This window comes from Adlercreutzia sp. (assembly GCF_056795635.1).
Genome location: NZ_JBQIIT010000008.1, coordinates 46,137 through 72,721 on the forward strand (window position 1 = coordinate 46,137; position 26,585 = coordinate 72,721).

The 26,585-nt window shown below is 54.6% G+C and carries 18 protein-coding genes; 6 read left to right on the forward strand and 12 right to left on the reverse strand.

Annotated features, from left to right (window positions below):
- Positions 1-845: 845 nt before the first annotated feature.
- The 4 genes from ACTOXK_RS06670 to ACTOXK_RS06685 all read left to right on the forward strand — a co-directional run bounded on the left by ACTOXK_RS06670 (position 846) and on the right by ACTOXK_RS06685 (position 5,470).
- The gene (locus ACTOXK_RS06670) at positions 846-1,883 is read left to right on the forward strand and encodes an AAA family ATPase (RefSeq protein WP_482276677.1); all 1,038 of its coding nucleotides are present in this window, start codon (positions 846-848) and stop codon (positions 1,881-1,883) included.
- Entirely contained in the window at positions 1,870-4,158 is a 2,289-nt protein-coding gene (locus ACTOXK_RS06675; RefSeq protein ID WP_482276676.1) for a S8 family peptidase, read from the forward strand. Before ACTOXK_RS06670 ends, ACTOXK_RS06675 begins: the two co-directional genes overlap by 14 nt.
- A gap of 69 nt (positions 4,159-4,227) precedes the next feature.
- Complete coding sequence (locus ACTOXK_RS06680) at positions 4,228-4,491, forward strand: AAA family ATPase (RefSeq protein WP_482276675.1); 264 nt, start codon at positions 4,228-4,230, stop codon at positions 4,489-4,491.
- Between the two features lie 61 nt (positions 4,492-4,552).
- Positions 4,553-5,470, forward strand: coding sequence for an ATP-dependent nuclease (locus tag ACTOXK_RS06685; RefSeq protein ID WP_482279198.1), 918 nt, complete (start codon positions 4,553-4,555; stop codon positions 5,468-5,470).
- Between the two features lie 312 nt (positions 5,471-5,782).
- Here the strand turns inward: ACTOXK_RS06685 and ACTOXK_RS06690 are convergent, their stop codons facing one another.
- On the reverse strand, positions 5,783-8,065 hold the full coding sequence (locus tag ACTOXK_RS06690; RefSeq protein WP_482279199.1) for a transglutaminase domain-containing protein: 2,283 nt from the start codon (positions 8,063-8,065) through the stop codon (positions 5,783-5,785).
- A 287-nt stretch (positions 8,066-8,352) separates the two neighbouring features.
- Here ACTOXK_RS06690 and ACTOXK_RS06695 point away from each other — a divergent pair, with 287 nt between their 5' ends.
- Positions 8,353-9,222 (forward strand): sugar transferase, encoded by an 870-nt coding sequence (locus ACTOXK_RS06695; protein WP_482279200.1) that lies wholly within the window; start codon positions 8,353-8,355, stop codon positions 9,220-9,222.
- A gap of 19 nt (positions 9,223-9,241) precedes the next feature.
- On the forward strand, positions 9,242-10,111 hold the full coding sequence (locus ACTOXK_RS06700; protein ID WP_482276671.1) for an NAD-dependent epimerase/dehydratase family protein: 870 nt from the start codon (positions 9,242-9,244) through the stop codon (positions 10,109-10,111).
- Between the two features lie 36 nt (positions 10,112-10,147).
- Here ACTOXK_RS06700 and asnB read toward each other — a convergent pair whose 3' ends face one another.
- The 11 genes from asnB to ACTOXK_RS06755 all read right to left on the reverse strand — a co-directional run bounded on the left by asnB (position 10,148) and on the right by ACTOXK_RS06755 (position 26,555).
- Positions 10,148-12,118: an asparagine synthase (glutamine-hydrolyzing) gene (gene asnB / locus ACTOXK_RS06705; protein ID WP_482276670.1), complete on the reverse strand. Its 1,971-nt coding sequence runs from the start codon at positions 12,116-12,118 to the stop codon at positions 10,148-10,150.
- Between the two features lie 3 nt (positions 12,119-12,121).
- Positions 12,122-13,579 (reverse strand): hypothetical protein, encoded by a 1,458-nt coding sequence (locus ACTOXK_RS06710; RefSeq protein WP_482279881.1) that lies wholly within the window; start codon positions 13,577-13,579, stop codon positions 12,122-12,124.
- Positions 13,580-15,451, reverse strand: a complete 1,872-nt coding sequence (locus tag ACTOXK_RS06715) for a heparinase II/III domain-containing protein (protein ID WP_482276668.1) — start codon at positions 15,449-15,451, stop codon at positions 13,580-13,582.
- 2 nt (positions 15,452-15,453) lie between these two features.
- Positions 15,454-16,674, reverse strand: coding sequence for a lipopolysaccharide biosynthesis protein (locus ACTOXK_RS06720; protein ID WP_482276667.1), 1,221 nt, complete (start codon positions 16,672-16,674; stop codon positions 15,454-15,456).
- An 18-nt stretch (positions 16,675-16,692) separates the two neighbouring features.
- Positions 16,693-17,853: a glycosyltransferase gene (locus ACTOXK_RS06725; RefSeq protein WP_482279202.1), complete on the reverse strand. Its 1,161-nt coding sequence runs from the start codon at positions 17,851-17,853 to the stop codon at positions 16,693-16,695.
- Positions 17,853-19,988, reverse strand: a complete 2,136-nt coding sequence (locus tag ACTOXK_RS06730) for a bi-domain-containing oxidoreductase (RefSeq protein ID WP_482279882.1) — start codon at positions 19,986-19,988, stop codon at positions 17,853-17,855. Before ACTOXK_RS06730 ends, ACTOXK_RS06725 begins: the two co-directional genes overlap by 1 nt.
- Before the next feature lie 100 nt (positions 19,989-20,088).
- Complete coding sequence (locus tag ACTOXK_RS06735; protein ID WP_482276664.1) at positions 20,089-21,204, reverse strand: Wzz/FepE/Etk N-terminal domain-containing protein; 1,116 nt, start codon at positions 21,202-21,204, stop codon at positions 20,089-20,091.
- Positions 21,205-21,282: 78 nt separating this feature from the next.
- A complete protein-coding gene (locus ACTOXK_RS06740; protein WP_482279204.1) occupies positions 21,283-22,962 on the reverse strand; it encodes a heparinase II/III domain-containing protein in 1,680 nt (559 codons plus the stop codon).
- Positions 22,959-24,047, reverse strand: a complete 1,089-nt coding sequence (gene wecB, locus ACTOXK_RS06745) for a non-hydrolyzing UDP-N-acetylglucosamine 2-epimerase (RefSeq protein ID WP_482276750.1) — start codon at positions 24,045-24,047, stop codon at positions 22,959-22,961. Before wecB ends, ACTOXK_RS06740 begins: the two co-directional genes overlap by 4 nt.
- A gap of 31 nt (positions 24,048-24,078) precedes the next feature.
- On the reverse strand, positions 24,079-25,308 hold the full coding sequence (locus ACTOXK_RS06750; protein ID WP_482276662.1) for a nucleotide sugar dehydrogenase: 1,230 nt from the start codon (positions 25,306-25,308) through the stop codon (positions 24,079-24,081).
- Positions 25,305-26,555, reverse strand: coding sequence for a glycosyltransferase family 4 protein (locus ACTOXK_RS06755; RefSeq protein ID WP_482276661.1), 1,251 nt, complete (start codon positions 26,553-26,555; stop codon positions 25,305-25,307). The genes ACTOXK_RS06750 and ACTOXK_RS06755 overlap by 4 nt, the downstream gene beginning before the upstream one ends.
- Positions 26,556-26,585 lie beyond the last annotated feature (30 nt).

Consider the following 26,585-nt stretch of genomic DNA (forward strand, 5'->3'; position numbering starts at 1 on the left):
CCCCCCCCCCCCCCCCCCCCCCCCCCCCCCCCCCCCCCCCCCCCCCCCCCCCCCCCCCCCCCCCCCCCCCCCCCCCCCCCCCCCCCCCCCCCGCCTCCACGCAGACAGCCCAAAGATCACCTCCCGCCAAAGCCATAGAACAGCTCTCTGGCCGCCCGCGTCGCTTCGACAGCGTCATGCCGCAAGCGTGCTCGGCACTCATCTATACATTAGTGGCGATGAATTGACGGGCAGCAGTGGGCGCACCCGTCTGCCTGTCGGTAAATCTTTCGCGCAACCGCGAGTGCAGCTTGATCAGTAGGGTGATACCCAAGGCCGTGCCGATTGACCGGCGCAGGCAAATAGGCACATTTAGCCTTATGCACCTCATGATCGCCGTTGGCCTGAGCTTGAGTGTTCACAAGATAGTAATCCATGGTTCTGCCCTTTCAAAATCGCGCCCCGAGCACGCCGGCCGCAATGCCGTACAACGAAGAGCAGGCTTGCATTCATCTTCGAGTAACCATAGAATACATGCAGCCATGCGATCCGCCGTTATTCGTATTGGCATTGTGGAGGCCTTCGGAGCTTCCATTACAAGGTGGGGCCTCAGCGGCAACTGAGTCTCCACCGCTCTCTGAAACTGCGCCTTGCAAGTCGCAGTCGCTGCCCTCAAGCAGCTCAGGTCAGCATCTCTTCCCCCTTTCTCATTTCTGACCACGGCGCTCATGTTAGCACTAAAATAAAGTCAGTCAATATCTCTTTGAAAATTTATTTATCTGTCTCAATGTGTCTCAGCATGGTATACTATCGCCGAAGACAAGCAAGAGACGGGATTGGGGTGGATCGTTTTGAAAAAAATAGATGTGGTCAATCTCATTCAATACCATATCGCTAACGACGACATGAGTTTTCGAACGGAAGCCTACAACATCGCACGCGATTTCGATCAGTCGGGAGATGAGGATTTAGCAGCTTACGTCCTTTCTTTGCTCTCCCCTGTTGGCACCTTCTCATCTCAAACCTACGAGCCTCGCTCGGAATATCTCACAAAGGTAGCCGAAGCCAGCACCTCGCTGCCCCTCCCTACTTCTATATCAAATGAAATCAAGGGGATCATCAATGCGGTAAACCGCCATCGTGGCGTTAATAAATTTCTCTTTCAAGGCGCACCGGGGACGGGGAAGACCGAGAGCGTTAAACAAATTGCCCGACTATTAAACCGCACAGTATATGCCGTCGACTTTAGTCGCCTCGTAGACAGCAGGCTCGGACAAACGGGCAAAAATATCTCAGCACTTTTCACTGAGATTGACCGATTCCCTGATACAGGCGACTTCATTGTATTGCTTGATGAAATCGATGCGCTCGTGCTCGACCGCTCAAGCGAAAACGACTTACGGGAAATGGGGCGAGCCGCCTCCATCTTTCTGCGAGAATTCGACGCCCTGAGAGATGACATACTCATCATTGCGACGACAAACCTCTACGACGGCTTCGACAGAGCCATCATTCGACGCTTCGACTACGTTGTTGACTTCAATCAATACTCCGATGATGACCTTAAGGATATTGCCGAAATACTATACATTCAATCATTGGAGCAATTCGGCATAGGCAAAAGGGATCGGCGACTTTTCCGCAAGATCATTGAGTTCTCGGATCACCTGCCCAACCCTGGCGAACTTGCCAACGCGATCAAAACCTGCATCGCTTTCAGCAATCCAGATGATGATGCAGATTACCTTAAACGGCTCTACCGATTCTTCACAGGCAGGGAAATTGCAGATATCGCGCATCTAAGCAAGCAGGGCTTCACCATACGAGAGATCGAAACTCTGACTAATGTCTCCCGAAGCACCATCTCAAGAACCCTAAAGGAGGCTGAGAATGCGCAGCAATGAGTTGCTTGAACTCAAAGGCCGTTTTTCGCAAGCGTCCGGCCCCCAGCCAGGGCCGCCCACTATTCCTGCCGACAAAAGCGTGCCGTCAGATCATATACGCGACCTCGCAAATCAACTCCGTTCGATAAAAGAATTCTGGCGCCAAAAAAATCTCGGAATCGAGCCCTTGGTCGGTGCCTACTACCGCTGCGTGGTGGCAAAAAGCAATCGGGTGCAGAGACTATTTTCATATTCTGTAACGACTTCGAACGCCGCTATAGTCGGTGCTCGGTTTTACGAGAGTCAAAATTGCCACCCCAAGCATCTCATCACATACAGCGTGCCCGAGATGGATATCGACAAATCCATTCGTGAGCTTGACCAATGCGCCTCAGTTGTCAATAGTCTCCCAAACCACGAGATATCCGGCCAACTTCTCAGCTCGATCATGAAAACGGCATGCCGAGACGATCTGCAAGGGCTTCCGAAAACCGTCTTCGGGAAACTCGTCAAAGATGCCTACTATGTTGATAGACTTGGCATCACCTACTTCGACGAAGAGATCCATGGGCCCGCGATCGTATCGCTTTTCAGGGTCAATGGCCAAAAAAAAGAGCAGCTACTCACAAAATTTGGAATCGAAGTAAGTTCGTCATCAATCCTCGGAGATGCCATCCTGCTCAATGAGGGAGAATTCCAAGTCCTCAGAGAAGAGGCGCCCTACCTGATCGCAATGGCCTCCCTCGATGATCTATCCAGTTATTCCCCTGATGACTTCGCAATTGACAAAAAGCGGAGAATCCAGCCTACTTCTATTCCCTCTCCTCACGGAGAGCCCACTATCGGCGTCATCGACAAGGGTTTTTTCAGTGAGGTATATTTCGGAAAAGACTGGGTGACGTACACGAAAAAGATCGATGACCAATTTGAATTGACCGATGACGACAAAGCCCACGGCACCGCAGTAACCTCCATCATCGTAGATGGGCCACGACTCAATCCCGAATACGACGACGGCTGCGGTCACTTCCGGGTGCGCCACTTCTGCGTTGCAAAAGGCGATCATTTCAGCTCGTTTAGCGTCATGAAAAAGATCAGGAGTATCGTCGACGCCAACCCCGACATTAAAGTTTGGAATCTGTCATTAGGTTCGGAGCTGGCAGTGCGGGCAAATTCCATTTCACCTGAGGCAGCCATACTTGATCAAATTCAAGCTGAAAAGGGAATCATCTTCGTAGTCGCAGGCACAAACAATACGACCCGCAGAGACGATATGCCTATCGGAGCCCCGGCCGATTCGATCAACTCCCTTGTCGTCAATTCGGTAGACCGCAACGGAAACCCAGCAAGTTATTCGCGGCGCGGCCCTGTCCTTTCGTTCTTCGCCAAACCTGATATTAGCTATTACGGCGGAACCCCTCGCGACCAAATGACCGTTGCAGCCCCCTTTGCCGCCTCCTCGGCATATGGTACTTCTATCGCAGCCCCCTGGATTGCACGCAAGATGGCTTATCTGATCGAGGTGATGAAGCTGGAGCCTCAAGTCGCAAAAGCTCTCCTCATTCACTCAGCAACGACATGGAGCAAAATACAGCAATCGAACACCATGGGCTACGGAATCGCTCCTATTCGCATCGAGGACATCCTCTATACTGATCGAGATGAAATTCGATTCGTCATATCTCAAGACCTCAATAGCTTCCGCACCTACAATCTCAAACTCCCCATACCCACAAAAGACGGTAAGTTTCCCTTCAAAGCTCGGGCAACCCTCTGCTACTTCCCCACTTGCTCCCAAAATCAAGGAGTTGATTACACGGACTGCGAGGTTTCGCTCACATTGGGGCGAATGGCCGAGAAAAACGTAAAGAAGCGCGGAGCAAACGGTGAAGAAATTATTGAAGTAAAACGATACATCAAACCGATCAACAATGACAGCCAAGATATGGAGGGTTCCTACACCGACGAAGACACGGCGCGCCGTTTCTACCGCAAGTGGGATAACGTCAAGCATATCGGCGAAATCCTGAAAACCAAAAACCCCGGATGCAAGCAATACGAATCTCAGTTTTGGGGGATAGCCTTCTCCCTCAAAACTCGACTCGACGAAAAGCGAGGGCAAACGCTGCGCGTGGGACTGGTTGTCACCCTCAAGGAAGTCACTGGGGCTAATCGATTTGGCGAGTTCCGCTATGGCCTCGAGGCCAACTCCTGGATCGTCAACCCGATCGACATGCATTCTCGAGCACAAATTGTCGAACGAGCCACAGTAGAAGAGCTAAGATTCGATGAATAGTGTAATAAATTTTTATTAAAATATATACATATTAGGGGAGTAACCTGATACAGAAAGAGGAGGGGAATCATGGCTATTCGCAAAATTACTATCGAAAATCTCCTGGGAATCAACCGACTAGAATTCGACTTGCCCAGCAAGCCCGATGTCTATCTTCTGGTGGGACCAAATGGCACTGGCAAAACCACACTTCTCACATGCCTAGACCGCATCAAAAAATCCTATCGCCTTCCCCCAGGGCTTTCCCTCCTCGAAGGGCATTGGAAATATCGATCGATACGACAATGCGTCTATCACATACGAATCGAATGCAGGATCTGTAACCTACACTAAAGCACCAGCCAAATGGGCACCCAAACCGCGCGACGGCTCGAAGATCTTAAAAACATTTGGATTGAGCGACACAATATACGCACGCGCCGATCACAGTCGCTTGAGTATCTCTTCGCGCGACATAGAAAAAGGCCGATTCATCGAGGCCTCCCGGTTCATCAAGGAGTCTCTCTGTACTATATTTAACGACAGGAAATTCGAGAACTTGGTGAGATTTAGAGTGGCCCAACGAGGCCCGATCCCTTCTGATTCTCCCTACTTAATCAGACTAAGTAGGAGCGAATACTACTCTGAGAAGAGGTTCAGTACCGGAGAAATTGCTCTCCTGCGATTAATAGAGAGGCTTGAGAAGGCCTCCAACAATAGTTTGGTTCTTCTTGATGAAGCGGAACTTGCCCTGCATCCAGAAATACAGCGAAGACTTCTATCCTTTCTCGAGGGGCAGTCGCGCGACAAACAGCTCATTGTGCTTATAGCCACCCATTCGAATACACTGCTCGTAAACGCCAAGCCCCAGCGCATCATTCTATTACGCAAAACGAACGATAGCATTGAATCGGTCAATCCCTGCTATCCCGCCGAGGCGATGAGAAGCATCGATCTTTTCGACAGCGTATTGGGCGATTACCTGGTTCTAGTTGAGGATGACGTGGCCCAAAAATGCTTTCAAAGCATGTGCAGACGAGCTGTAAGAGAAGAGCACTTTGGCAGAGAAGCCCTCTCGCCGATCTTGCCTGTGGGAACTTTTTACGATACGGCAACTTTCGCTATTAACATCTCCTTCAAGGTACCGGAATATACCAGCGTTAAAGCCCTCTTAGACCACGACGCTTTTACTGATGAGCGCATCATTGCCCTAAAAGAACGGTACGGTGGGATTGTCCACGATCTAGGCTTCACGCCGGAGGAGGAGCTCCTTGAACTCATGGAAAAAACTCCTCAGAATTTGAGGAATACTGCCAAACAGAGTTTCAAGTAAGCTATCATCAAATAATTGGCTCGCAAAAATATGCAAATGTACTCAAGGAAGATTTTAAAAACCCACGCACGAAGGCAAAAGCACTCTTTTTCTGTGTCGTAGAGCAAATATCATCCCATGCGGTATTGAGAGAAGAGATCGAGGTCTGCAACAACATCATTGACCACTTGATGGGCTATTACGATATCCAACGCATCATGAAACTAGTGCGGGCTATTTTTAAGAAATAATTGGATTCGATCATCAATACGGTTTTCTTATTCCCGCAGAGAAAAGCAGGGGCGAGTGCATCGCCCAATCGCCCCTGCGAATTCACCTCGTCATTCCCGTCACGGGATCGAAGTAGTATTTCTTGCCGTTGAAGCTGCGCCAGCCGGTGAGGGCTTTGCCGTCCCAGTTGAAGTAGCTCTTGCGGCCGTCCTTCCAGGTGATCCAACCTGTCTTCATGCGAGAGGCGGAATCGAAGTAGTACCAGTAGCCCCCGAGACGCTGACTCCAGCGCTTGGATATGCCCGTGGCCTGGTCGAAGTAGTACTTCACTCCGTTGAAGCTGCGCCAGCCGAGCAGGGCGGCAGCATGACCCTTGCCATCGGGGTGGAAGTAGCTCTTGGTGCCGTCTTTCCAGGTGATCCAGCCAGTCTGCATAACGCCCGAGCCGTTGAAGTAGTACCAGGCACCGCCGATTTTCTGGCTCCACTTCACGGGCTTGCCGGCACCGTCGTAATAGTACGTCTTACCACCGGCCGTCACCCACGCGTTCTTCGGCGCGACGATATTGAATGACAACTTCTTGCTGCCCGCATAGTTCTTGCCCGCGCCCTGAATGGTCAGCGTCGCCTTGCCAACCCGACTGTTGTTCTCGTAGGAAACCCGATAGTCAACGCCCTCCCGCAGCGTGCGGCTGCCATGCCGTATGGTCACCTCAGGCCGAATCGACGAACCGGTATACTCGTAGGAGGACCGCAGGCCTGCCACAGACACCCCGGCAATGGAGGCCGGAGCGATCTTCCATTGATACGGACGCTCCACCACACTGCCCGTCTTGTCCCAGGCGTATCCATCACCAGGCGCAGCCCAAACGGTGTAGGTTCCCGCGTCCACAGCGCTGGTCGTCCCCCGAAGCGCATAGGAGCCGGTCGAGGGAACGGTCACCCCCTCCTGGCTCGCACCGTTGTACACCAAGTTCCGCGCAACCGTCGGCTCCCCAACGAGGACGGTGTACGTTTTCACGGTGAAATAGTCGTCGGCATAGGAGACGCGAACCACGGCATCGGCCATTTGCCCGTCGGTAATCCACTCGTACTGGTTCAGCTCGTAGGCCACTAAATTATTGATCACGTCCTTGTAACTATCCTGGGCCCAATGGGCGTTGGGTGCCTCCAGCGTGAAAGAGGTCTCCTTGCGCTCAAGGCGTTGCAGAATCTGGTCGGCCACAGAGTCGGACCACTCCATAATATCGCCCGTCTTAATGAAGTAGTTATTCTCCAGCGAGGTGGCCTCATACCCCTGGGTGGGGCCCTCGTAGGAGGGGTTCGCGAGCATCATAGTGACATCATCGAGGCCGAACAGCAAATGAGCCTGCTGCTCCTTGGTGAGAAAGTCCGGTGTTGTCGGATCGGCGAAATCGTCCTTCACGTCATCGTGGGTCGTATCGACGTGGTACCAGGCGCCATCCATCTTCACAGCGGTCCACACATGCCCGCCGTCCGTAATGCGTCCCGCCTCCAGACCAGCAATCTCCAGCAGCTTCACATAGGCGGCGTGATACCCCTCGCAGGTGACCGCCATGCCCGCCAAGGCCCGATCGATGCCCAGATGCTTGTAGCTGTAGTCGTAGCTGACGTTGTCGATGATCCAGTCATGCAGCGCAAGCGCCGTCTCGTAGTCATCACTGCTTCCATCGGGAAGGCATTCGTCAACGATTTCCCGAGCCCGGGTCTCAACATCGATGAAACCATCGCCGTCCACGGTGATGTCGAACGTGAACCGCTGGAACAGGTTCGTCACCGTATCGCGCACCTGGAATTGGTACTGATACCGACCGGCGCTCACGAACTGATAGCTCAATACATTGGAATCCTGGTAGGGGTCGGCGCGACCGAACGAGGGGTCGTAGACCCAGACATAGCGTCCCTCTGTCGGATCGTACTTGTAGATGAAGCCTTGCTGGTACTGGTAGCTTCCCGACCCCTTCGGGCCCCCATCGGCCGTAATGGCGAAGCTCGTCGGCGTTCCGGCCACGGGCTTCATGTAGGAGACGGTGGCGCTCCAGCCATCGCGATTGAGCCCGTGAGGCCGCGCCGGCACCGTGATGACGTCGGGGTCGGCAGCGGCGGATGCGGCAGGCACTTCGGAAGCTGGCTCGCCGGGAAGCTCGACGCTGGGCTCAATGGACGGCTCGGCCATCGGTGCGGCGCTCAGTGCAAGGGGTAGCTCGACCGCCGGATCGGCGGCCACCTCAATATCGGATTCCCCGTTCGACGAGACAGCCGATTCAGCGGACGATTCATCGCCGAAGGCCGCAACGGGCAGCAACGCCATCACCATCGCCGCCGCCAGGCAGCACCGTCCCCCTCGCGCGAACCTATCCATCATCAGGCTCCCTCCAACTAGAAAGAGTCTCGCTCCATGCGCATTCTTTTTTGCACAGTGACAATTACACGACGACAGTCTACTGAATTTCTCGCCCTCCCTGCAATAGCCTTTCGGCGCCCGTAAGCACGCCTTATCAGTCTGCTGCTTCCGCTCCATAAAACCAAGGGATGCAAATGACCTTGGTTTACGTTACTATATAAATGACCGTGGGCAATTCCCAATCCCGCTTGCCCGCACGCGGTCCAGGCCGCGAAACCCCTTCCATCCAGGAGAGCAACGCAGAACTTATGGAAACGCAACCGCATATGACAACCTCAGGCGCTATGGATTCCCCCATCGATTCCTGCGCACCGGGGGAGGCGGCCAACGACGATTGGATTCGTGGGGAGGTGGCCGACGCCGCCCGCATTCTCCAAGAACGCAACCTTGGGAAGGCCAATGCCATTGCCAAGCCTGTCTCCCCCGCTGACGGCATCTACGTTCGCTATGTGAAGCGCGGCCTCGATATCGTTCTGTCGGCTGCAGCCCTTTTGGTCACGCTGCCCATCAACGGCGTGCTGGCGATCCTAACTTTCCGTGATGTGGGCTCTCCGGTGCTCTTTCGTCAAAAGCGCTCGGGAAGGAACCTCGAGCCTTTCGACCTCGTGAAGTTTCGCAACATGACCAACGAGCGTGACGAGAATGGCGAGCTGCTTCCTCCTGAAATGCGCACCACTGACCTCGGTCGTTTCGTGCGCCAGCATTCTCTCGACGAGCTCCTCAATTTCTGGAGCGTCTTCAAGGGCGACATGTCCCTTATCGGACCTCGCCCCCTGCCCATCGAATACACGCCGCGCATGTCAGAGCGCCACAAACAGCGTTACTACGTGCGTCCTGGCCTCGAATGCCCCCTCATCGATCCCACCCTCGAGGAGCGCTACGACTACAGCCATGCTCGTTTCGAGAACGACATCGCCTACGTAGAATCCGTCAGCTTCCTCACCGACGTCAAGCAGGCCTTTCGACTCGTAGCTATGGTGCTAAGACGCGGTAAGACCACGAATTTCATTGGATCGGATTCTCACTTCATCGGCTACGACTCAGACGGCCACGCCATGAGTCAGGGCCGTCTAAAAGACCGCGCATGCTATGAGCGCGAAGTGCTTGGCCAAGCCTAGACCACGAAAAGGTATCCAAGTGAAGAGAATTCTCGTAACGGGAAAAACGAGCTGGATCGGCAACGAACTCGAGCTTCATCTAGAACAATTCGGCGACAATTACGAAGTGCATCGCGTATCGCTACGCGGTGACGAATGGAAGTCGGAGAATTGGCGTGGCTTTGACTCCCTTATCCACACTGCTGCCATCGTCCATCAAGGGGAAGGTGTCGGAGACCTAGACGGCCTCTACGACGATGTCAATGTTGCCCTTACCCGCGACGTCGCCGTAAAGGCCAAGGCGGCCGGCATCCCTCACTTCATCTTTCTGAGCACTTTCGCCGTCTACGGCGTCACCGGTGCCGCGAACGCAGCGCCCATCGACTTGGACACACCGCCAAATCCCCGCACCTGGTATGGCAAGAGCAAACTCGAGGCGGAGCGGCAACTAAGTGATCTCGCAGACGATCATTTTGCCATCGCCATCATTAGACCGCCCCTGGTCTATGGCCCCCATTGCACCAAGGGGAACTTCCCCCGCTTTGTGCAATTCGCCGCCCGCACGCCCATTTTCCCGCATGTGCGCAACCGCCGCTCCATGATCTACTCCCGCAATTTGGCCGAGTTGATGCGCCTGCTCGTGGAAAGCAGGGAAGGAGGCCTGTTCCTCCCCCAGGAGGAACAGCATGTCTGCACCGCAGACATGGTCGAGCAACTCGGCCGCGCCATGGGGCGCCGCATCCACCTCAGCCGGCTGCTCGCCGGGCCGGCGTCGTTTCTCGCGCACCATAACGAAACATTTGGCAAGGTATTCGGCAGCGACTGCTATAGCCTGAAGGCCAGCGAGTGCGGCTACGACTACCGCATCACGCCCCTTAAGGACTCCATCAGACTGTCGGTAGACGCATAGCGATACGCGCCCACCGACAGCAGCTCATGCCCAAGCTCACAATTCCGGACAATACGCGTCAAAGCGCCTCATGAACAGCTCAACCCAGAGAAAGCGCTCAAATGCCTTGCTCCCCCGATTGTTGCGGCATAACTCCCCCACAGCTCCCATATCGAAGAGCGGCGCCGATCGCGCCTCTTTGACAAGCGACAGGGCGAAGGACTCGGGAAGCTTTTCCATCCAAGCCTCCCGGGGCGCCGGGAATCCCATTTTGTTCTTTCTCCAGATGACGCTGTCAGGCAATCGGCCGTCAAAAGCCTTACGGAGCAAGTACTTCGTCCAACCTCCTTGGATTTTCAAGCTGGGCGGGATAGAGCAGGCAAACTCCACGAACTGGTAGTCCATAAAAGGAATCCGGCTTTCCAGTGACGCCGCCATATAGAGCCGATCATCCCAGCGAGTAATATGGGGCAGCTGGGTGCTGGTGAGCTCATTGTAGGTCACCCCACTCAAGCTCCCCGGGAACAACAGCTCTCGCAGTTGGCGGTCATCACAAGCTCGCATCATGAGATCGCTGCAATAACGTTCTGACTCTCGACGACGAACCCGCTGCCGCAAAAACGCCATATTGTAGTAGCCCATCATAGCGGCAAGCTCTTTGAAAGTGAGCCGCGAATTGTCCACCGCGCGGCGCCCTTCCCGGAACGCCTCGGAGACCCTGCCGCTTCCCACAAGGTCTTTAAGGTAATAGGCATAGTAACGCTCATAACCGAACATGGTCTCGTCGCCGCATTGGCCGTTGATCAGCACCTTGAAGCCCGCATCGCGAACCTGCTCCAAAAGACTGAGTGTTCCCAGATTTGTGGGGTTGCACATGCCCTCCAGATGCCAAACGAGATCCGACATTTTCTCGCCTATATCATGTGCCGCAAAGCTCGGCTCCACCATGTGTCCAATACAGTTCTTAGCCTGATTCACGGCCTGGGCAAACACGCGCTCATCGCAGTCGGGGTATCCCTCGTAAGAAGTTGTGAAGGTAGACAGACGCGCGTCGGGATCGACGGAATGAAGTTGATCCGCCAACTCTGCGGTCAGACAAGAAGAATCGAGTCCTCCTGAAAGCAAAACCCCCAGCGGCACATCGCTCCTCATTCGCCACGAACAGCTACGGGACACTTCTTGGCGAATCCGATCGACGCACTCTTCAGCAGACATGGGCTTCGGCTCAACCGAGAGATTCCAATATCTCTCCTTTCGCACCGAGACAATCGACTGCATGTCATGGCCCATTTGAACAATGAGGTTATGACCCGCACTCAGCATCTCCACATGAGCAAAGGGGGTCTGGTGGTCGTAATCGCTCACTCCGTAAATGACATTGGACGCCACATAGGGGACATTGAGTGCCCTATCAACAAGTGAGCAGGCCGCAACTTGTTTCAATTCCGACCCAAAGCAGAAAGCACTGTGCCCATCAGTCCACCAATGAAAGGGCTTTGCCCCCAGTCTGTCGCGAGAGCAAAACAGTCGTTTCTTACCCTCATCCCAGATGCAGAAGCCCCACATGCCGTTGAAATGATCGACGCAGTGCTCCCCCCATTCGAGATACGATCGCAGGAGAACCTCGGTGTCGCTGTGGGTAGAGAACTCGTGGCCGAGCGCAACCAACTGCGCCCTCACTTCAACATAATTGTACAGCTCACCATTGAAAACAAGTACGCATTGGGAGGCGGCATCCACCATGGGCTGATGGCCGGCAGCCGTCACATCGAGAATGCTCAGACGCCGATGGGCCAAACCCATCACCGGGCGGCATGACGCAGCAAGAGACTTTGCGGAACGATAGGGGGCGATCCTAAGGGAATGCACCGTATCATCTCCGTAGCACTCATGGCCAACCGAAGACTGCTCCACCAGATAGTAGCCCTCATCATCCGGACCCCGATACTTGGCAACGTTGTTCATGGAGACTAACTCGCCAACTCCGATGCGCATCCTTGTATCAACAAACCCCGCAATGCCGCACATTTGCTATTCAGCTCCTTCTCCGCCTGCTCGTGATGCCACCGACAAACGATGCCCAGAACGATTACCCATCCCTTCTTTTTTGGGAGGGGCAAGAAATACGGCCCCGAATCCGCCGTAGCGGGAAACGAAAAAGGCATATACGAGAAAAGGCAGGTACCCGTAGGACAAGAACACAGAGAATAAATTTCCGTTCACCATGAATTCCGTGGTCGAGATAAGTACCGGGACATAGAATGCCACAGCCTGCCTCGCAACCACCCGATCCATGAGACAGTATAGGCTCACCATAACAAGAGGATACACAACGAGGCCGAAAATACCGAAATTCATATAGGCATCGCCAATGGTTCCCGCAGGGTTCTTATTGTCTGCCGTGCCATGGATCACCGTTCCCATGTGCTGGGAAACATCATCGACACCGAGGGGGTTCTCAAAGCCGAACTGGTTGAGCCATCGAAGCAGATGGTGCAACTCGTACAGTTTCTCCTGATCGTGAAAATATTCGATAAAGCCCCAAGCGTTGTGGCTCGTAGTGAACAAAACACGACGTGTAATATAGTTGGAAATGAAAAGTCCGATTTTGGTATCGAAAAGGAGACCGCCGACCATGACAACTGCCCCAAGCATCAGGGGCGCCCATGCGAACCATCTAAGGTCGGCCCTTCGCCTAAGAACAAGAACAAGTCCTATGGTGAGAACCAGCGTGAAAAGATATGTCTTCATGCCGTTAATCGCCGTAATGGATAGATCAAAAAGAGCCAGCGCAGCTGCCATACCGTACCGACGCTTCAAAAGACAGACGGCCACACCGAAAGGAGCGAACACGCAACCGGTCCAGGAAACCAGCCGCTGCCAAATCGGCCCCAGGGGAGCCGTGAAGCTCTCCTGGCGCATATCGTAATAATCCGCCAAATTGAAGGCAAAACTTACCCCGCCGTTGTAGTAAACCGCATAGAGGAATACAACGAGGGTGAGCAGGAACGGAGCTGCTGCAAGGAAACGAGAGCCGCGAGGAGCCGCTATCGGCTCCCTGGGCCGCCAACGAATCTGGCCGAAAAAGTAATATCCCAGCAAGACCATGCTCCAGAAGAGACACGAGTACAAAATAAAGTAGTGCGGAAGATGCTGCACATAATAGAGAGATGTATTGGGAACAAAGCACAGCAAAAAAAGCGCACCAACGAAAAGGTACGACGGACGATGGCTTTCGGCCATCAAAACGCAGGGTACGGCCATCAATAGAAGCAGAGCGTAGGATATGAGCAGCCAACCTGCATCGGGATCGTAAATCGACATCCCGTACAGGGCATAGTAGGGACATAGCGCACTTGCGTAGACATAGTCCAGGGACGCCCTGAAGAAGAGGATGCCTCCAAGCATGAGCACTTTGCGGCCCAAGGAGAAAGGCGAGCAGCCCTCGCTTTCCCTCTTCGTCGATACGGCATTGTCACATATATTCATTTAGCGAATCACTCTCAGCTCGAGCGTCTGGGGGTTTGTCTGGGCCTCGGCCACAAGTTTTCTTGACTCTACTACGCAATCATAATGAGAGGAATACCGCGCCTTCTCTATCCGGAACGACCACGAGCCCGACACTTCGACCGCCACGCCCTCGTTCACGAGCAAAATGCGGCCATCGTCACCGTCTCTCACCTCTACATCGGGATGAAGGGGCAGCGTGCACGTCATGGGTTGATCAGCGCCCACAATCCTATCGACAATGGTGATGCGCCCACGCTTGGACCAGATCGCACAATCCCTCTCATGACGACAGGCCAGTCGTTTTTGGTAACCGTCGTGCCATCCCGAAATTCTGATTTCGCCGTCATTGCGCTCCATCGACAGATGCGTGACAACGGAATCGGCCCACCCAAAAGGATCGGGGCCAATCTCTCTCTGCTCAAGCCCCTCCACTGCAATAGTGGCATGGGAAAAAGTGGATCGCATCTCATTACGCAACAACGCATCGCCCGTATAGCTTCCCGTACCAGGGTCGACAATGAAGTCACGACCGTCAACAAAAAGCGTAAAGGACAGGAGGTCGTTGTGAGTATGCCCACCCATACCAAACTCTCCCGCATCGAAAGCGGTCATGGTCAGGTGCATACCGGCCCGTGAAACCACCATCATACGCGGTGTTTCCAGGATCCTCTCTTCCCCTTCAGCGCAAACGTCGCAGAAGCCTTCGCCGCTCCGCGACGCAAGTCTGAGAAAAACAGCATGGTCATTAGGGCCATCAGGCAAAAGGCGCAGCACTCTGCCCGAATCGTTGTCCCCTATTTGGACGGCTGTTCCGTTACTGCGCCTCAGAGTCGTTGAGTATCGAGCCATAGAGGCCAGCCGATCATGAAACCCCCTCGACAGCTTTATCCCGCAAAACTCGAGCATTGCAGCAGAATAGCCCAGCAATTCCCCAGCTAGCCTTTGATAGGAAGTTGAACCTTCGTAATCGCAGCCCGCATCGAGGATCTGACGGCGAGACTCTTCTTCCAAAGCCCGCTGCACATATCGTCTCAACGACTCCTGAGACTCATCCGCTAAGGCGCAGAACGCGGCCAGCCCCACCAATCCCCCCAGATAGTGCGTCGAAGTAAGACCGCTGATATTTTCCTCGAATTGCAAGATATGGTGGCAATGCTGCTTCGCCGAGCGCAGGAATCTGTCCACGAACTCCTCGTCACAGACTTCCGCGTCAACCACAAAGGAGAAGGCGGCAATCATATTAATAAGACGGATGCCCACTTCAAAAGACGGTTGCCATTGTGGCCCTACATCATAGGGAACGCTCTCGATAAACGAGCCCAAGATGTCCACTACGACACCTGCGTAACGTTCTTCGCGCGTTAGATGGTACATAAGCGCCGGGGCGAGAAGATACTCCATACGCGCCACTTCCCACACTCGCTTTATGTCAGCCTTCTTCCCAGGCTCAACGGCACCGCGCGCACGGGAAAAATGAGCGGCCGTATATCGAGCACCTGTTGCATAATCGACACCCCAGCGAGGACGACCGTCTTCGAGCACTCCCTCTCGATAATCGTATAGCACATAGACAGAGCCGTCGAGCAACTTATCAGCATGGGATCTGATCTCCTGAATGTCCGGAGAGCCATTGACTTCGAGGAGAACCGTCGCCATGTGAGCCGCCAGCGATTGGGCTCGCGAAATCAGCAGCGAGTCGCCAGGAAACGCATCTTGATAGCGGAGTTCCTCCCGCCTAGCCCAAAGCGGTCGGTTCCTGGCAAAACGTGCTCGCCCCCGCGCATATCGCCACTCCCTCTTCACATAGCTCCATCCCACCGACGGATGCATAACGAGATCGACAATCCTCATATCTATCCTCTCTTGGCGGAGCTTTTGCCGCAATACAAATACGCAATACAGAAGGAGGCGCCATACATGAGGACATTGGCCAACCCCACTCCCCACGCATAACCGAGCAGACCGCTCAACCACGTACCCACCAGAGCGCACAAGGCGTACAGAACCACCCGAACAGTCGAAAAAACCGTCTGCCACCAGGAAGGAGCCGCAACCATAATGAGAGTAGCATTGATGGTGAAGCCCAAGCCTAGGACGATAGCAAGATTTGCCCAGAAGATTATTCCCTCCGCATCATGATAAAGCGTGGGGTACAGAATACTCGTCACCACATTACCCGCTAAGGCGCACAGCCCTGCGAAAAAAGCCATCACTACGATACCAGCAAGGTTGATACCCAGCAGCGTTCTTGCCGACAAAGACACCCTTCCATTGCCCAGATAGGTGATGAGCACCGTTCTCAAGGGCGTGGAAACGAGAAAAACTATCTTCCCCAAAAAGGAAGCCGCAAAGAAAACAGAGAGGGATGCCTCGCCAAGGGCAAAGGGAATGAAGATGCGGTCAAAATAGCTTCCAAGACTACCAATAAACGTGCTAGCCGACAACGAGGCGTAAGTCTCCCTTGCCTTCTTCTTGCTTTTGACCTGCGCATCACGACCTATACGCACCTTTGTCTTCACGAGCACATAAACCAGCGAAAGTACTTCTCCCAGAATGAAAACCAGCAGCCAAACGCCACTCAGCCTGAACAGAAGCAAGCCCAAAAGATATCCCGCACTCACCACGCAGTTGGCAACAAAGAGACTCATGAAATCTATATTGAGGCGCACTCTCACCAAAAGGTATGCCTTGCTCGACGAGAGGACAAACAGCACCGAGAGCAACACGAGCTCGGCCGTGGTGTACCCAAAGAGGAACAAACCGCACAGAAGCACAGCCACGACGCCAGCCGCCCCGGATATTGCAAGCAGCTTCAGATAAAACGGAGGCTCATCGATAGTTTCGCAGACACCATCGCAAACGAGACGCGTGTTGCACAGCTCACGCCCGGTAGTCGCCACGATAATATCGACGATTCCCATGGTGGAAAGCAGGATGCCATACTGCGTTGGGCTCAATGCCGCCGCGAGAAATGGATAGAGGGCGAACTGGGTTACGAGAGATACAACGAGTGTCGACCCCATGGAAAAGAAGAGATCTTTGCCATACGACTTTATCTTGCCAAAAACGCTCATCGAGTTCAGTCCAGCAGTCTATACAAACTCCGCAACGGAAGGAGTTGCGGAACAGGCTGTTACGGCCGCAATCTTCTGCGCGAGTGCGTCATCTACAGAGTTGAAATCCGCATACTCGATCGCCTTCTTGAGGGCAGCGCCAAGCGCCTGATTCAATGAGGCATCGTCCATGAGGCGACGCAGGGCACACTCGAGCTCATCGACGCTCTCGCAATCAACGGACAGGCCTACGCCCCACTCCTCCACTAATTCCGAGAGATAGGTTCCTTTTGCGGCCAAAATGGGAAGCTCACAGAGGATGGATTCATACAGCTTGTTCGGGAGGGCAATTCTCACATTGGGGATAGAGGCATCGTAGACCGAGTAAATACAATCGGCCCGGCCGTAGAGATCGGCTACATCGCTCTCATAGCTGTACGTGCCCGTAAACTCCACATGACTCTTCCCGTCGCAATAGCGAACCAGCTCCTCATAGCATTCCTGCGTTTCTCCGCCACCCGCGAAGAACACCCGAGCACCCGCGCGCTCGGCAGCATCAACGAGCATCTTCATCTGCTCAAGATAGCGAATCCCGCCAATATAACCGACAGTAAATGAACCGCTGTTCTTTTTCCGATAGGCGCGAAACGGAGCTGGGTCAGGAACATTGGGAACAAAGATCACCTTATCGGGATCGATGAACCGGGCGTAGTAATCATCGTAGTATTTCTTGGAAGTGACAACGATCAGATCGACATCGGAAAGCAATCGGCGCTCTAAGCGAGAAACGGCACGCTGTACGAACCTTTTAAGCGGATTACGCGCCGTAGCCAAGTGAAGGTTGCGCAGATCGGCCACCTCATAAACGACCTTGGCCCCACAGCCCCTCTTGTAGGGAATAACCCCCATCAGCGCATCGAGCCCTGCCGTGTATACGCAATCGGGATTCGTCGTCTTCAGCTCACGAGCTATTTGCCTGCGCATGCGCAACGATCCGAGAGCTCGCTCCAGGGGTTTGTCCGCTGACGGGAGATCCAGAGAAAGTATCTTATGGGGAACATCCTTGTGCTCAGGCTCCCAAAGATCGTAGATTTTTCGCCTGAAGGACAGCACCGAGCAATCCCCGAATTTTTTCATTAAGCCGATGCGCTTATTCATTCGGGGATTGGGGACGTGCAAAAGTACGAACGTGGTTCTCATTACCGAGCGGACGCCTCTCCCGCCGAAGCCTCCAGCGCCTCAATAAGCGCACGGTGGCCCGTGAACGTATCTTCAATGGCAGGGTTGGGGGATTCGCCGCGCAGTACTTTCAGGATGAAGTCATACTCGTTAGCGAAACCCTTATCCTGCTTAAGCCGCGGACTGCTCTTCTTCGCATTGCTGAACCGCGTGAGGCCAATGAAATTATCCACTTCGTATACGTTGCCGGCGCCAAACACCCTCAGCTGCTCCTTGGGGAACTTCTTCGATCCTGCCGAGGTATAGAGAATGTTCGCAATGGCCCCAGATTTCATCTTAAGGGAAATGATGGCATTGTCCTTGCAGGGGCGATCCTCGCAATCGGCAAAGGTAAGGCCAAGACTATCGATGCCGCTGCCATCGAGGCTCTGCACCACATCTACCATATGGCAAGCTTCACCAATAATACGTCCCCCTCCCACATTGGCATCCTGCGTCCAATGATCCGCGGGTATCTCGCCGGCATTGACGATGTAGTCGTACATGCACGGCATCTGATCGGTGTGAAGCTCTTCCTTAATCCGGAGGACGCTCGGAGCATATCGGCGATTCATTCCGCAGAACAAGTGCCCCTTGCTTTCCCGGTAGGCCTCTTCCACCATATCGAGTTCTTCCAGAGTAAGCGCCAAGGGCTTTTCGCAATAGACGCTCTTTCCTGCCCGAAGGGCCTCCGCGGCAATTTTGGCATGGGAGTTATGCCCCGTCGAAACAATGATCAAATCGATGTCGTCATCGTCAAGAAGATCATGGTAGTCATTGGTGATATACGAGAAGAGCCCTTCCTCGGCCGTTTGCCCCGTGCTCACGCCCCCCGTTGTCGCAAGCGCCTTGAGCCTGTAGCCGCCGTTGGCCTTCAAGCCAGGGAGAATGGTGCTGCGGGCAAATCCGCCGCCACCGACGAGCCCCACCGACACTTTCCCCTCGACGGCAGATTTCGCCTGAGAGGAAGCCCGGACGATGCTGTCCGTCTTCCCCGCGCGCTCAGGATACTGAAGGAGGATGCCGATGTATTGCTCGTGATTCTTATTGGTGGTGATCATCTCGTAGGCCGTCGCCGCATCCTCAAAAGGCACCTCATGGGTAATGAGATCCGACAAATCAAGACGGCCCGTGTCGAGCAGGCGCACGAATTCCTCGATATTGCGACCCTCTGTGAAGCGAACGTGGCCGATGGGATAGTCGACTCCCTTTTCCTCGTACGAAGCATCATAGCGCCCCGGGCCGTAGGAGCGGGCGATTGTGAACGTAAGCTCCTTTTGGTAGTAAGGACGACGGTCGATATCCATCTTGGTCACGCCAATCATGCAGATCACGCCTCGATCGCGCGCAATGGCGGCAGCCAAATCCATGGGAGCATTGGAGTCGGTAGCGGCCGTGATGATAACCTTGTCAACCCCTCGACCAGCCGTTTGGGCCAAGGTGAGCTCAGCGGCATTCTCGTCAAGGGAGTTGACGAAAGCCTTCAGGCGAGTACCCTCGAGCGACTTATCCACCACATCGAACCCGATGACATCGCAACCATAGGCATCAAGGATGCGAGCGCAAATTTGACCGATGAGCCCCATCCCTATCACCGCCACCGTCTCGCCAGGACGCACGTCGGCCTGGTGAATGCCCTGGAGGGCGATACCTCCCAGAGCACACAGTGCCGCCTGCCGAGGATCGGGCAGGGAATCGGGCAGCTTCGCCACGAGATTCCGATTAACGCGGTTGATCTCCGAGTGGTAGGCCTGGCCGACCATGGCAACCAGGTCGCCGGGAAACACATCGGTTACCCCTTTGCCGCAAGAGAGCACGCGACCAACGGCGGAATAGCCCATGGGCATCGGCTCGCCCAGCTTATTGAAAGCGAGTTCCATGGTGGTCAGCACGCCATCGGTGGAAAGCTTTTCGAGCACTTTCTTAACTTGATCGGGCCGCTCCAAAGCCTTGGCAACCAAGTTCTTTCCACCGAAGGATGTAAGCGTCCGCTCGGTTCCCGCACTCACAACCGACCACAGCGTTTCGACAACCACGTACCCCGGCTTATCAACAGGGGCGGGCACTTCGACAAGCTCAACATTTCCCTTATCAACCATCAAGAATAGCTGTTTCACGTTTTTCCTTCCTCGAATCACCCATACGAGCGACCAAAATAAATGGCTATACCATGACGACCAGTCGTTATCTCTCGGACATGTCCATGCTGCATGTCGCCTAATCGGTACGGAGAGCCGCCCCCGTAACCGAAACGCCTGCAAGTTCCAGTTCATCGGCAACGGTGCGCAAGGCAGGACGCGAATCCCGCCACAAGACTGCACACACCACCGTCGCAGATGCCTCTCGGGCGCAATAGGCGGCACCCATTCCCCGATCAAGCGACTCGCACTCAAAGACCGTTACCGAAGAATCATCCGACGATGAAACCTCGTTGGTGTCCGCCTCTACCGAAAGAATGCGGGCATGCACCCCCGTGCGCTCGATGGCGTCAACCAGGTGGCGTGCGCACCATGAGGTGCCCTCGTCTCCAACAGGGAGAAGACAAATGGATTCTATAGTGCCAGAGGCTCTAAACTGGATATTTGCCCAGAGTTGCTCGGCCGCGGCTCGACCCTCCCCCTCACTGAGAACAGGCACATTAAGCCCATAGGTCACATCATCTTTCCCGCGAATCGGTTTACGCACGGCATCTATGAAGACAATGACAGCGCAAGCCGCCAGCAAACCCAGAATAGCGGCGGCGGCCCCCAGCAAAAGAGGACCCGCCCCCGCCGGTTCTGCTTCAACCGCATTGTTGACAGTAAACGAGCAGAACTCGAAAGTGCGATCCGAGCCCAGCGTATCCTGCAAGAGAGAACCGCTCAGAACACCTGCGACATCATCGGCATTGTTGAGAGCCCCGAGATCGGCTCGACCGGCCTCGTCTTCCTCCTGTAAGGCCTGAAAAACTTCGGCAGATTTCAGTGCCACTGATTGAGCCAGGTCATTTGCCAATCCAAGGCATTCCTGCTCATCGCTGCACTTAACCGCCACCTCGAACATCTGAGCGCCCCCCGAGGGCGCGACGCTGTTCTTCGCCGTCACTTTTATCTTCGAATCGCGCACGGTGTAAGGGGCTATTTCGTCCGTTGCAATGGTGTTGACGACCGAAAGCAAATTAGCCGTAGAGACAGTACCCGACGGATCACTCACCGTAATAGTGGCCGTTGCCTTGTAGGCGGGGGGCAAAACCGTGACAGTAAGCATCACAATAATGAAAAAGGCCACAACAGGGGTCACGACAACAGCCTTGACGTGACGTCTCAAAAGATTAATCAAATCACGGAGCGTCAATGATATTCCTTTCCTCACTTTTATTCCTTGATTTTACTGCACCAGCCTATTGACGGGCCAAGCAGCCGTCAACTTCTCTCAAACCTCATCAGAGTCGGCGAAGACCCAATCCGTCTCACGCCGGCGTCCCAAGCAACCAGAGGGCGCATCGGGCCAGGGGATCTTACAGACGATCGAGCCGCGCCCCTCATAGTACCGACAAGCGGCAAGCTCCTCCCTGCCAAACTCGGGAGAATAGCGGCACGAAACCGCGCGAGAACCCCAAGAATGCTGGAAAGATGGCGACACATGCACAGCGGACACAATGCGAGCAGCAGCTTCTGTTTCATCGACAATCTGCACGCCATCATCGGTCACTTGAAGGCAACGGGAAATGACATTTCCCCGCCAATCGCGCATCTTCGCCCGGAAAACCCCGTCGTGACAGGAGACAGCCAAAATTTGCGCCATATGGCCCGTGCGGAATGAGGCCCAGCATTGCGTTTGCTCCCCACCTTCAAGAGACGGCGCATTGTGAGCGAGTGTTTGCTTGTAGCAAAGCCTCGATTCGTCTTGATAGGCAAACGTCCCGCTATTGACCAGCCACGGTTCTCCATCGAGAAACACCTCAAACGAAAGCATATCGCAGTGGACATGGCCTGCGGCATAGCGGGGGCCCGGCTGTCCCCCATCACAGATAACCTTCACCTCTGTGCCGCCGATATCTCGCTCAATAATGAAATAGCCTGCATCGGGAAGCCTGTCCTTGAAGACCGGAGTCACACCGAGATGGGAGGCTGCGCAAGAAAGCAGCGCGTCGCGACTCTTTGCCACATTGTCCCCGGCATCATTAAAGAGGGGCGTTCTCTTGGTCTTCCGCTCGAGGGAATAGAGGCAGTCGCACATATCTTGCAATCGATAGCGGGATATGACGTCTCCCCCCAAGGCCGTTCCATTCAATGCCGATGCAGCCCTCAACAGTGACTCCAGCATCACTTTATGATACATAGGCGATAGCTCAAAATGCATGCCATCGGGAAGTATCTGCTCTCGAATCTGCCGATCCAGGGATCTTAGCGCGATCTGCAACGTAGCCCCATCATCGAAATAACGCGCAAGCAAAACGAGGGCCTTCAAATTCTCGAGATAGTGGTTGGCAAGGAGGTCTTTCTCAAGATGATGGGAGAGAAAGGCGTACTGCTCCGAGAGAGAGGCATTCATGCGTCCGATAAAGGAGGGGTCGTCCTCCAGCAGCTCGCGCGCCTCGCCATAAAATGCAAGCCAGTTGGTTACCCGCATAGATATGACGTACGGATCCCATCCCACCGCACCACGTTGAGGAGGATTCGCATCAATCCAACAGCTTATGATGTCTTTCGCTTTATCAAAGTACCTCGCATCCCCTGTTTCCAAAGTGGCATGCAAGAGCGGCAGCACATATTCGCAGTAATGGAGATTAAACCTCCAGAGGGCAGTGGCTACTCCCCCATCATGCCACGATTCACGCCAGTCAACTGCCATTTCCCGATGAAGCAGCTCGACACGGTTCTCGAGAAGAGCGTCCACATCGAAACGCCCCAGAAACTCAGGATCAAAATCCAACTCGGGTAAGGCGGGAATACGAGAGATATCCACCCGGTCAAGCGCAGGGCATACCGGCTTCATGCGAGAAAGGGGTGTTGCCCCGCCCAGCCGGCGCCATACACGATAAGCTACTTGGTTCGGCTTAAGATGGGAAACCGTTGCGGCGTACAGCCTCATTTTGCCAAGGACGCTCATCGAACGCTTTCCAAAATCGAGGCAATACGGGCGGAGGCGAAGCCATCGCCATAGGGATTCGATGCCTGGGACATGGCGCGGTAGACAGAATCATCCTCTAGCAGTTCCGTAAAGGCTCGGTAGATCGTCTCCTCCTGAGTCCCCACCAACTTCAAAGTCCCCGCCTCGACGCCCTCAGGGCGCTCCGTTGTATCCCGCATGACCAAGACGGGCTTGCCCAAACCAGGAGCCTCTTCTTGGATGCCGCCAGAATCGGTCAACACGAGGTGACTCGCAGCCAAAAAATTATGGAAATCGAGCACGGCAAGGGGCTCAATAATGCGCAGCCGATCAAAGCCGTCCAACTCAGCATGGGCGGCGCTGCGCACCAGGGGGTTCATATGTATGGGATAGATAGCTTTCACATCAGAGTGCTCTTCCAAGACACGACGAATAGCGCGGAAGAGCCGATGCATCGGCTCACCGAGGTTCTCTCTGCGATGGGCCGTAATGAGAACCAGGCGGCTCCCCTCAGCCCAAGAAAGATCGGGATGCACATAGCCCTCTTGGACCGTAGTGCGCAAGGCATCGATCCCCGTGTTTCCCGTCACGTAAATGTGCTCAGCAGGCTTTCCCTCGTCAATAAGATTCTGGCGGGCCTGGTCAGTAGGGGCAAAATAGTATTGTGAAATCACATCGACTGCTTGACGATTAAACTCCTCGGGCCACGGCGAATAAAGATCACGAGTGCGGAGACCAGCTTCGACATGGCCCACCGGGATCTGCAGATAGAAGCACGCAAGCGCGGCCGCGAAAGATGTCGACGTGTCGCCATGCACGAGGACGATATCCGGCCTGCTTTCCTCTAGAACACCCTTTATGTCCAGAAGAACGTCGCAGGTAATATCAAAAAGCGTCTGGCTCGGCTGCATTACCGACAAATCGTAGTCTGGAACAACGGAGAATGCCCGGAGAACCTGATCGAGCATTTGGCGATGCTGCCCAGTAACGCAGACAACGGTCTCGAACGCCCCCGGATTGTCCTTCAGCTCATGCACCAAGGGACACATCTTGATCGCCTCAGGTCGAGTCCCGAAGACAAGCATGACTTTTTTTCGTTGCATCGCCAACCCTGCCCTACAGTTTATAGATGCGCTCGCCCACGCCACATATATTGCGCGTGTCGAGAACTACCCTCTGCCCCAACAGGGCCAGATTATCTTTCAACTCGGAGTGCCCAACCATAACGATGATCATGTCCAAGCCATCCAGAAACTCCTCCATGGAGTGAACTTGGCCGGGCACGACATCGCTTTCCACCCACGGATCGTACACGCGGCACGCGCCTGCGCACAGATGCCGCCCCATTGACTCAAGCATTTGAAGCGTGGGCGACTCGCGAATATCATCGACATCCTCTTTGTAGGTTAAGCCATAAATACCGACCTTTGAAGGCGAATCAATTCCCTCCGCCTTCATAATCTCCGATGCGCGGGCGAGGACAAAATCCGGCATGGAGTCATTGATAGCACGAGCAGTCGAGATGAGATTCGTCAAGCGAGGGTAATCGCCTACCAGGAACCAGGGATCCACGCTGATGCAATGCCCCCCTACGCCGGGGCCGGGAGAGAGGATGTTAACGCGCGGATGCTTATTCGCAATGCGAATAATCTCGTGAACGTCCATGCCATCAGAGCGACAAATTTTCGCCAGCTCGTTCGCGAAGGCGATATTTATATCGCGGAAGGTGTTCTCGACCACCTTTGTCATTTCGGCGGTACAAATATCGGTTACTTCGATGTCTCCTTGGCAGAAGGAGGCGTACACTTCCCTCACACGCTCTCCCACCGCCGGATCGTCGGCGCCAATCGTGCGATTGTTGTAAAGAAGCTCATTGACCATATTGCCCGGGATAATTCGCTCAGGGGCATGCACCAAATGAACATCCGTCCCAGCAGTCCGACCACGTGATTCAATCACGGGGCGCACGAACTTATCCATGGTGCCTGGAGACACCGTAGATTCGATGACCAGAATTGCCCCCTCGGGACAAACATCCAGCGTCGTCTCGACCGCGGCAACGACATAAGACGGATCGATCTTTTTGCTGTCGGCATCATAGGGAGTGGGAACGGAAATGATATACACGTCAGCAGGCTGGTACTCCGTGGTAAACACGATGCCCTTTTCGCGAGCATCGTCGAAAAGATCGTCAAGGCCCTTCTCGCTAAACGTCGTACGACCCGAATTCAAGGTAGCAACGAGCTCTTTATTGTAGTCCGTGCCTGTCACTTCCACCCCATGGCTGGCAAGCATAAGAGCGGTGGGCAGCCCGATATAACCGAGCCCAATTACGTTTACCTTCATCGACTCACACCTTTCTCTGTTGCATCTGCAATCACTTCTAAAACACGACCGGCAAGCATCGACCGGGAATAGTTCTTCTCCAAAGCCTCAAGCGCCCGTGCGCCCATGGATTCAATATCGCTATGCCATGTATCATTCGAAAAGAACCGGCGCAGGGCTTCCTCGTCTTCCTCGCGGGTGCCCGTCAATACGAGGCCGGCACCGGCGTCCCTAATAATGCGCGCAGCTTCCCCCTCGGGCCCACTGAACAAAACCGGCACACCGCGAGCAAAAGACTGGAATATCTTCGATGGCACCGTCGCCTCGAAACGCTGGCTTTTCTTCAGGCTCACTACGGTCATGTGGCACAAACCATAGTAAGGCTCGAGCTCCTCTTGCGAGATCCCATCCATCAACTGGGCAAAAGCGTAGGAGCTGTCCGAGAGCGCAGCTTGCACAGCCTCACGAGCAGCACCATCCCCAATGAGCATATAACGAGCATGCTGGCGCGACGCTTCAGATGCGGCAACCACAAGCTCGAGCGTAGAGGGAACGTCCTGGGAAATGCCCATAGTGCCGAAATAACCAAAAACCAGGCCTTCTCCCATCGGGCAGCCCTTGCGAGGACGGGGGTCAGCCCCATTGGGGACAACGGCTACGATCGACGGATCAACACCCTCTCGAGCCAAAATGGAGCGAAATCCGTTCGTGAGCACGATAACGCGTCGGGATCTTTTCGCCAGGCTCACCTCGCAAAGCCGCATAAGACGTACCCCAAGCCCCTCGGGACGCGAACCCGTGGCCACCATCTGCTCAAAGGCCAGATCGCGATACTCCATCACGAGGGGTGCTTTGAACGTCTTCGCGCACGCCCATCCAAGCCAACCGGCAAAAATCGTACCGGAGCTGGCCACAACCACGTCAAAAGAATCGCCGATCCGGTTCCTCTTGGACAGAATATTGGCCACAGCGAACATCAAGAAACCCAAGCCATTTTGAATACGACGAATCGAACTTGTGAGCGGACGCGCCACCACTCGGCTGCGCAACACCCTCACACCATCAATGGACTCTTCTGCAAAAGACGTCATGGAATAGCCGTCGAAGAGTTCCCCCTTGGGGTAATGAGGCCACCCGGTCAACACGGTCACCCTGTGGCCCCGAGCAACCCACTCCCTCGCATGGTCTGCCGCTCGAAATGCGCCCGCGTTATGCTCGGGGGTATAGAACTGGGTCACCAACAGAATGTTCAGGCTCTTGTCTTCCATCGACGAATCATAGGGCGCCGCGCCTCCCGT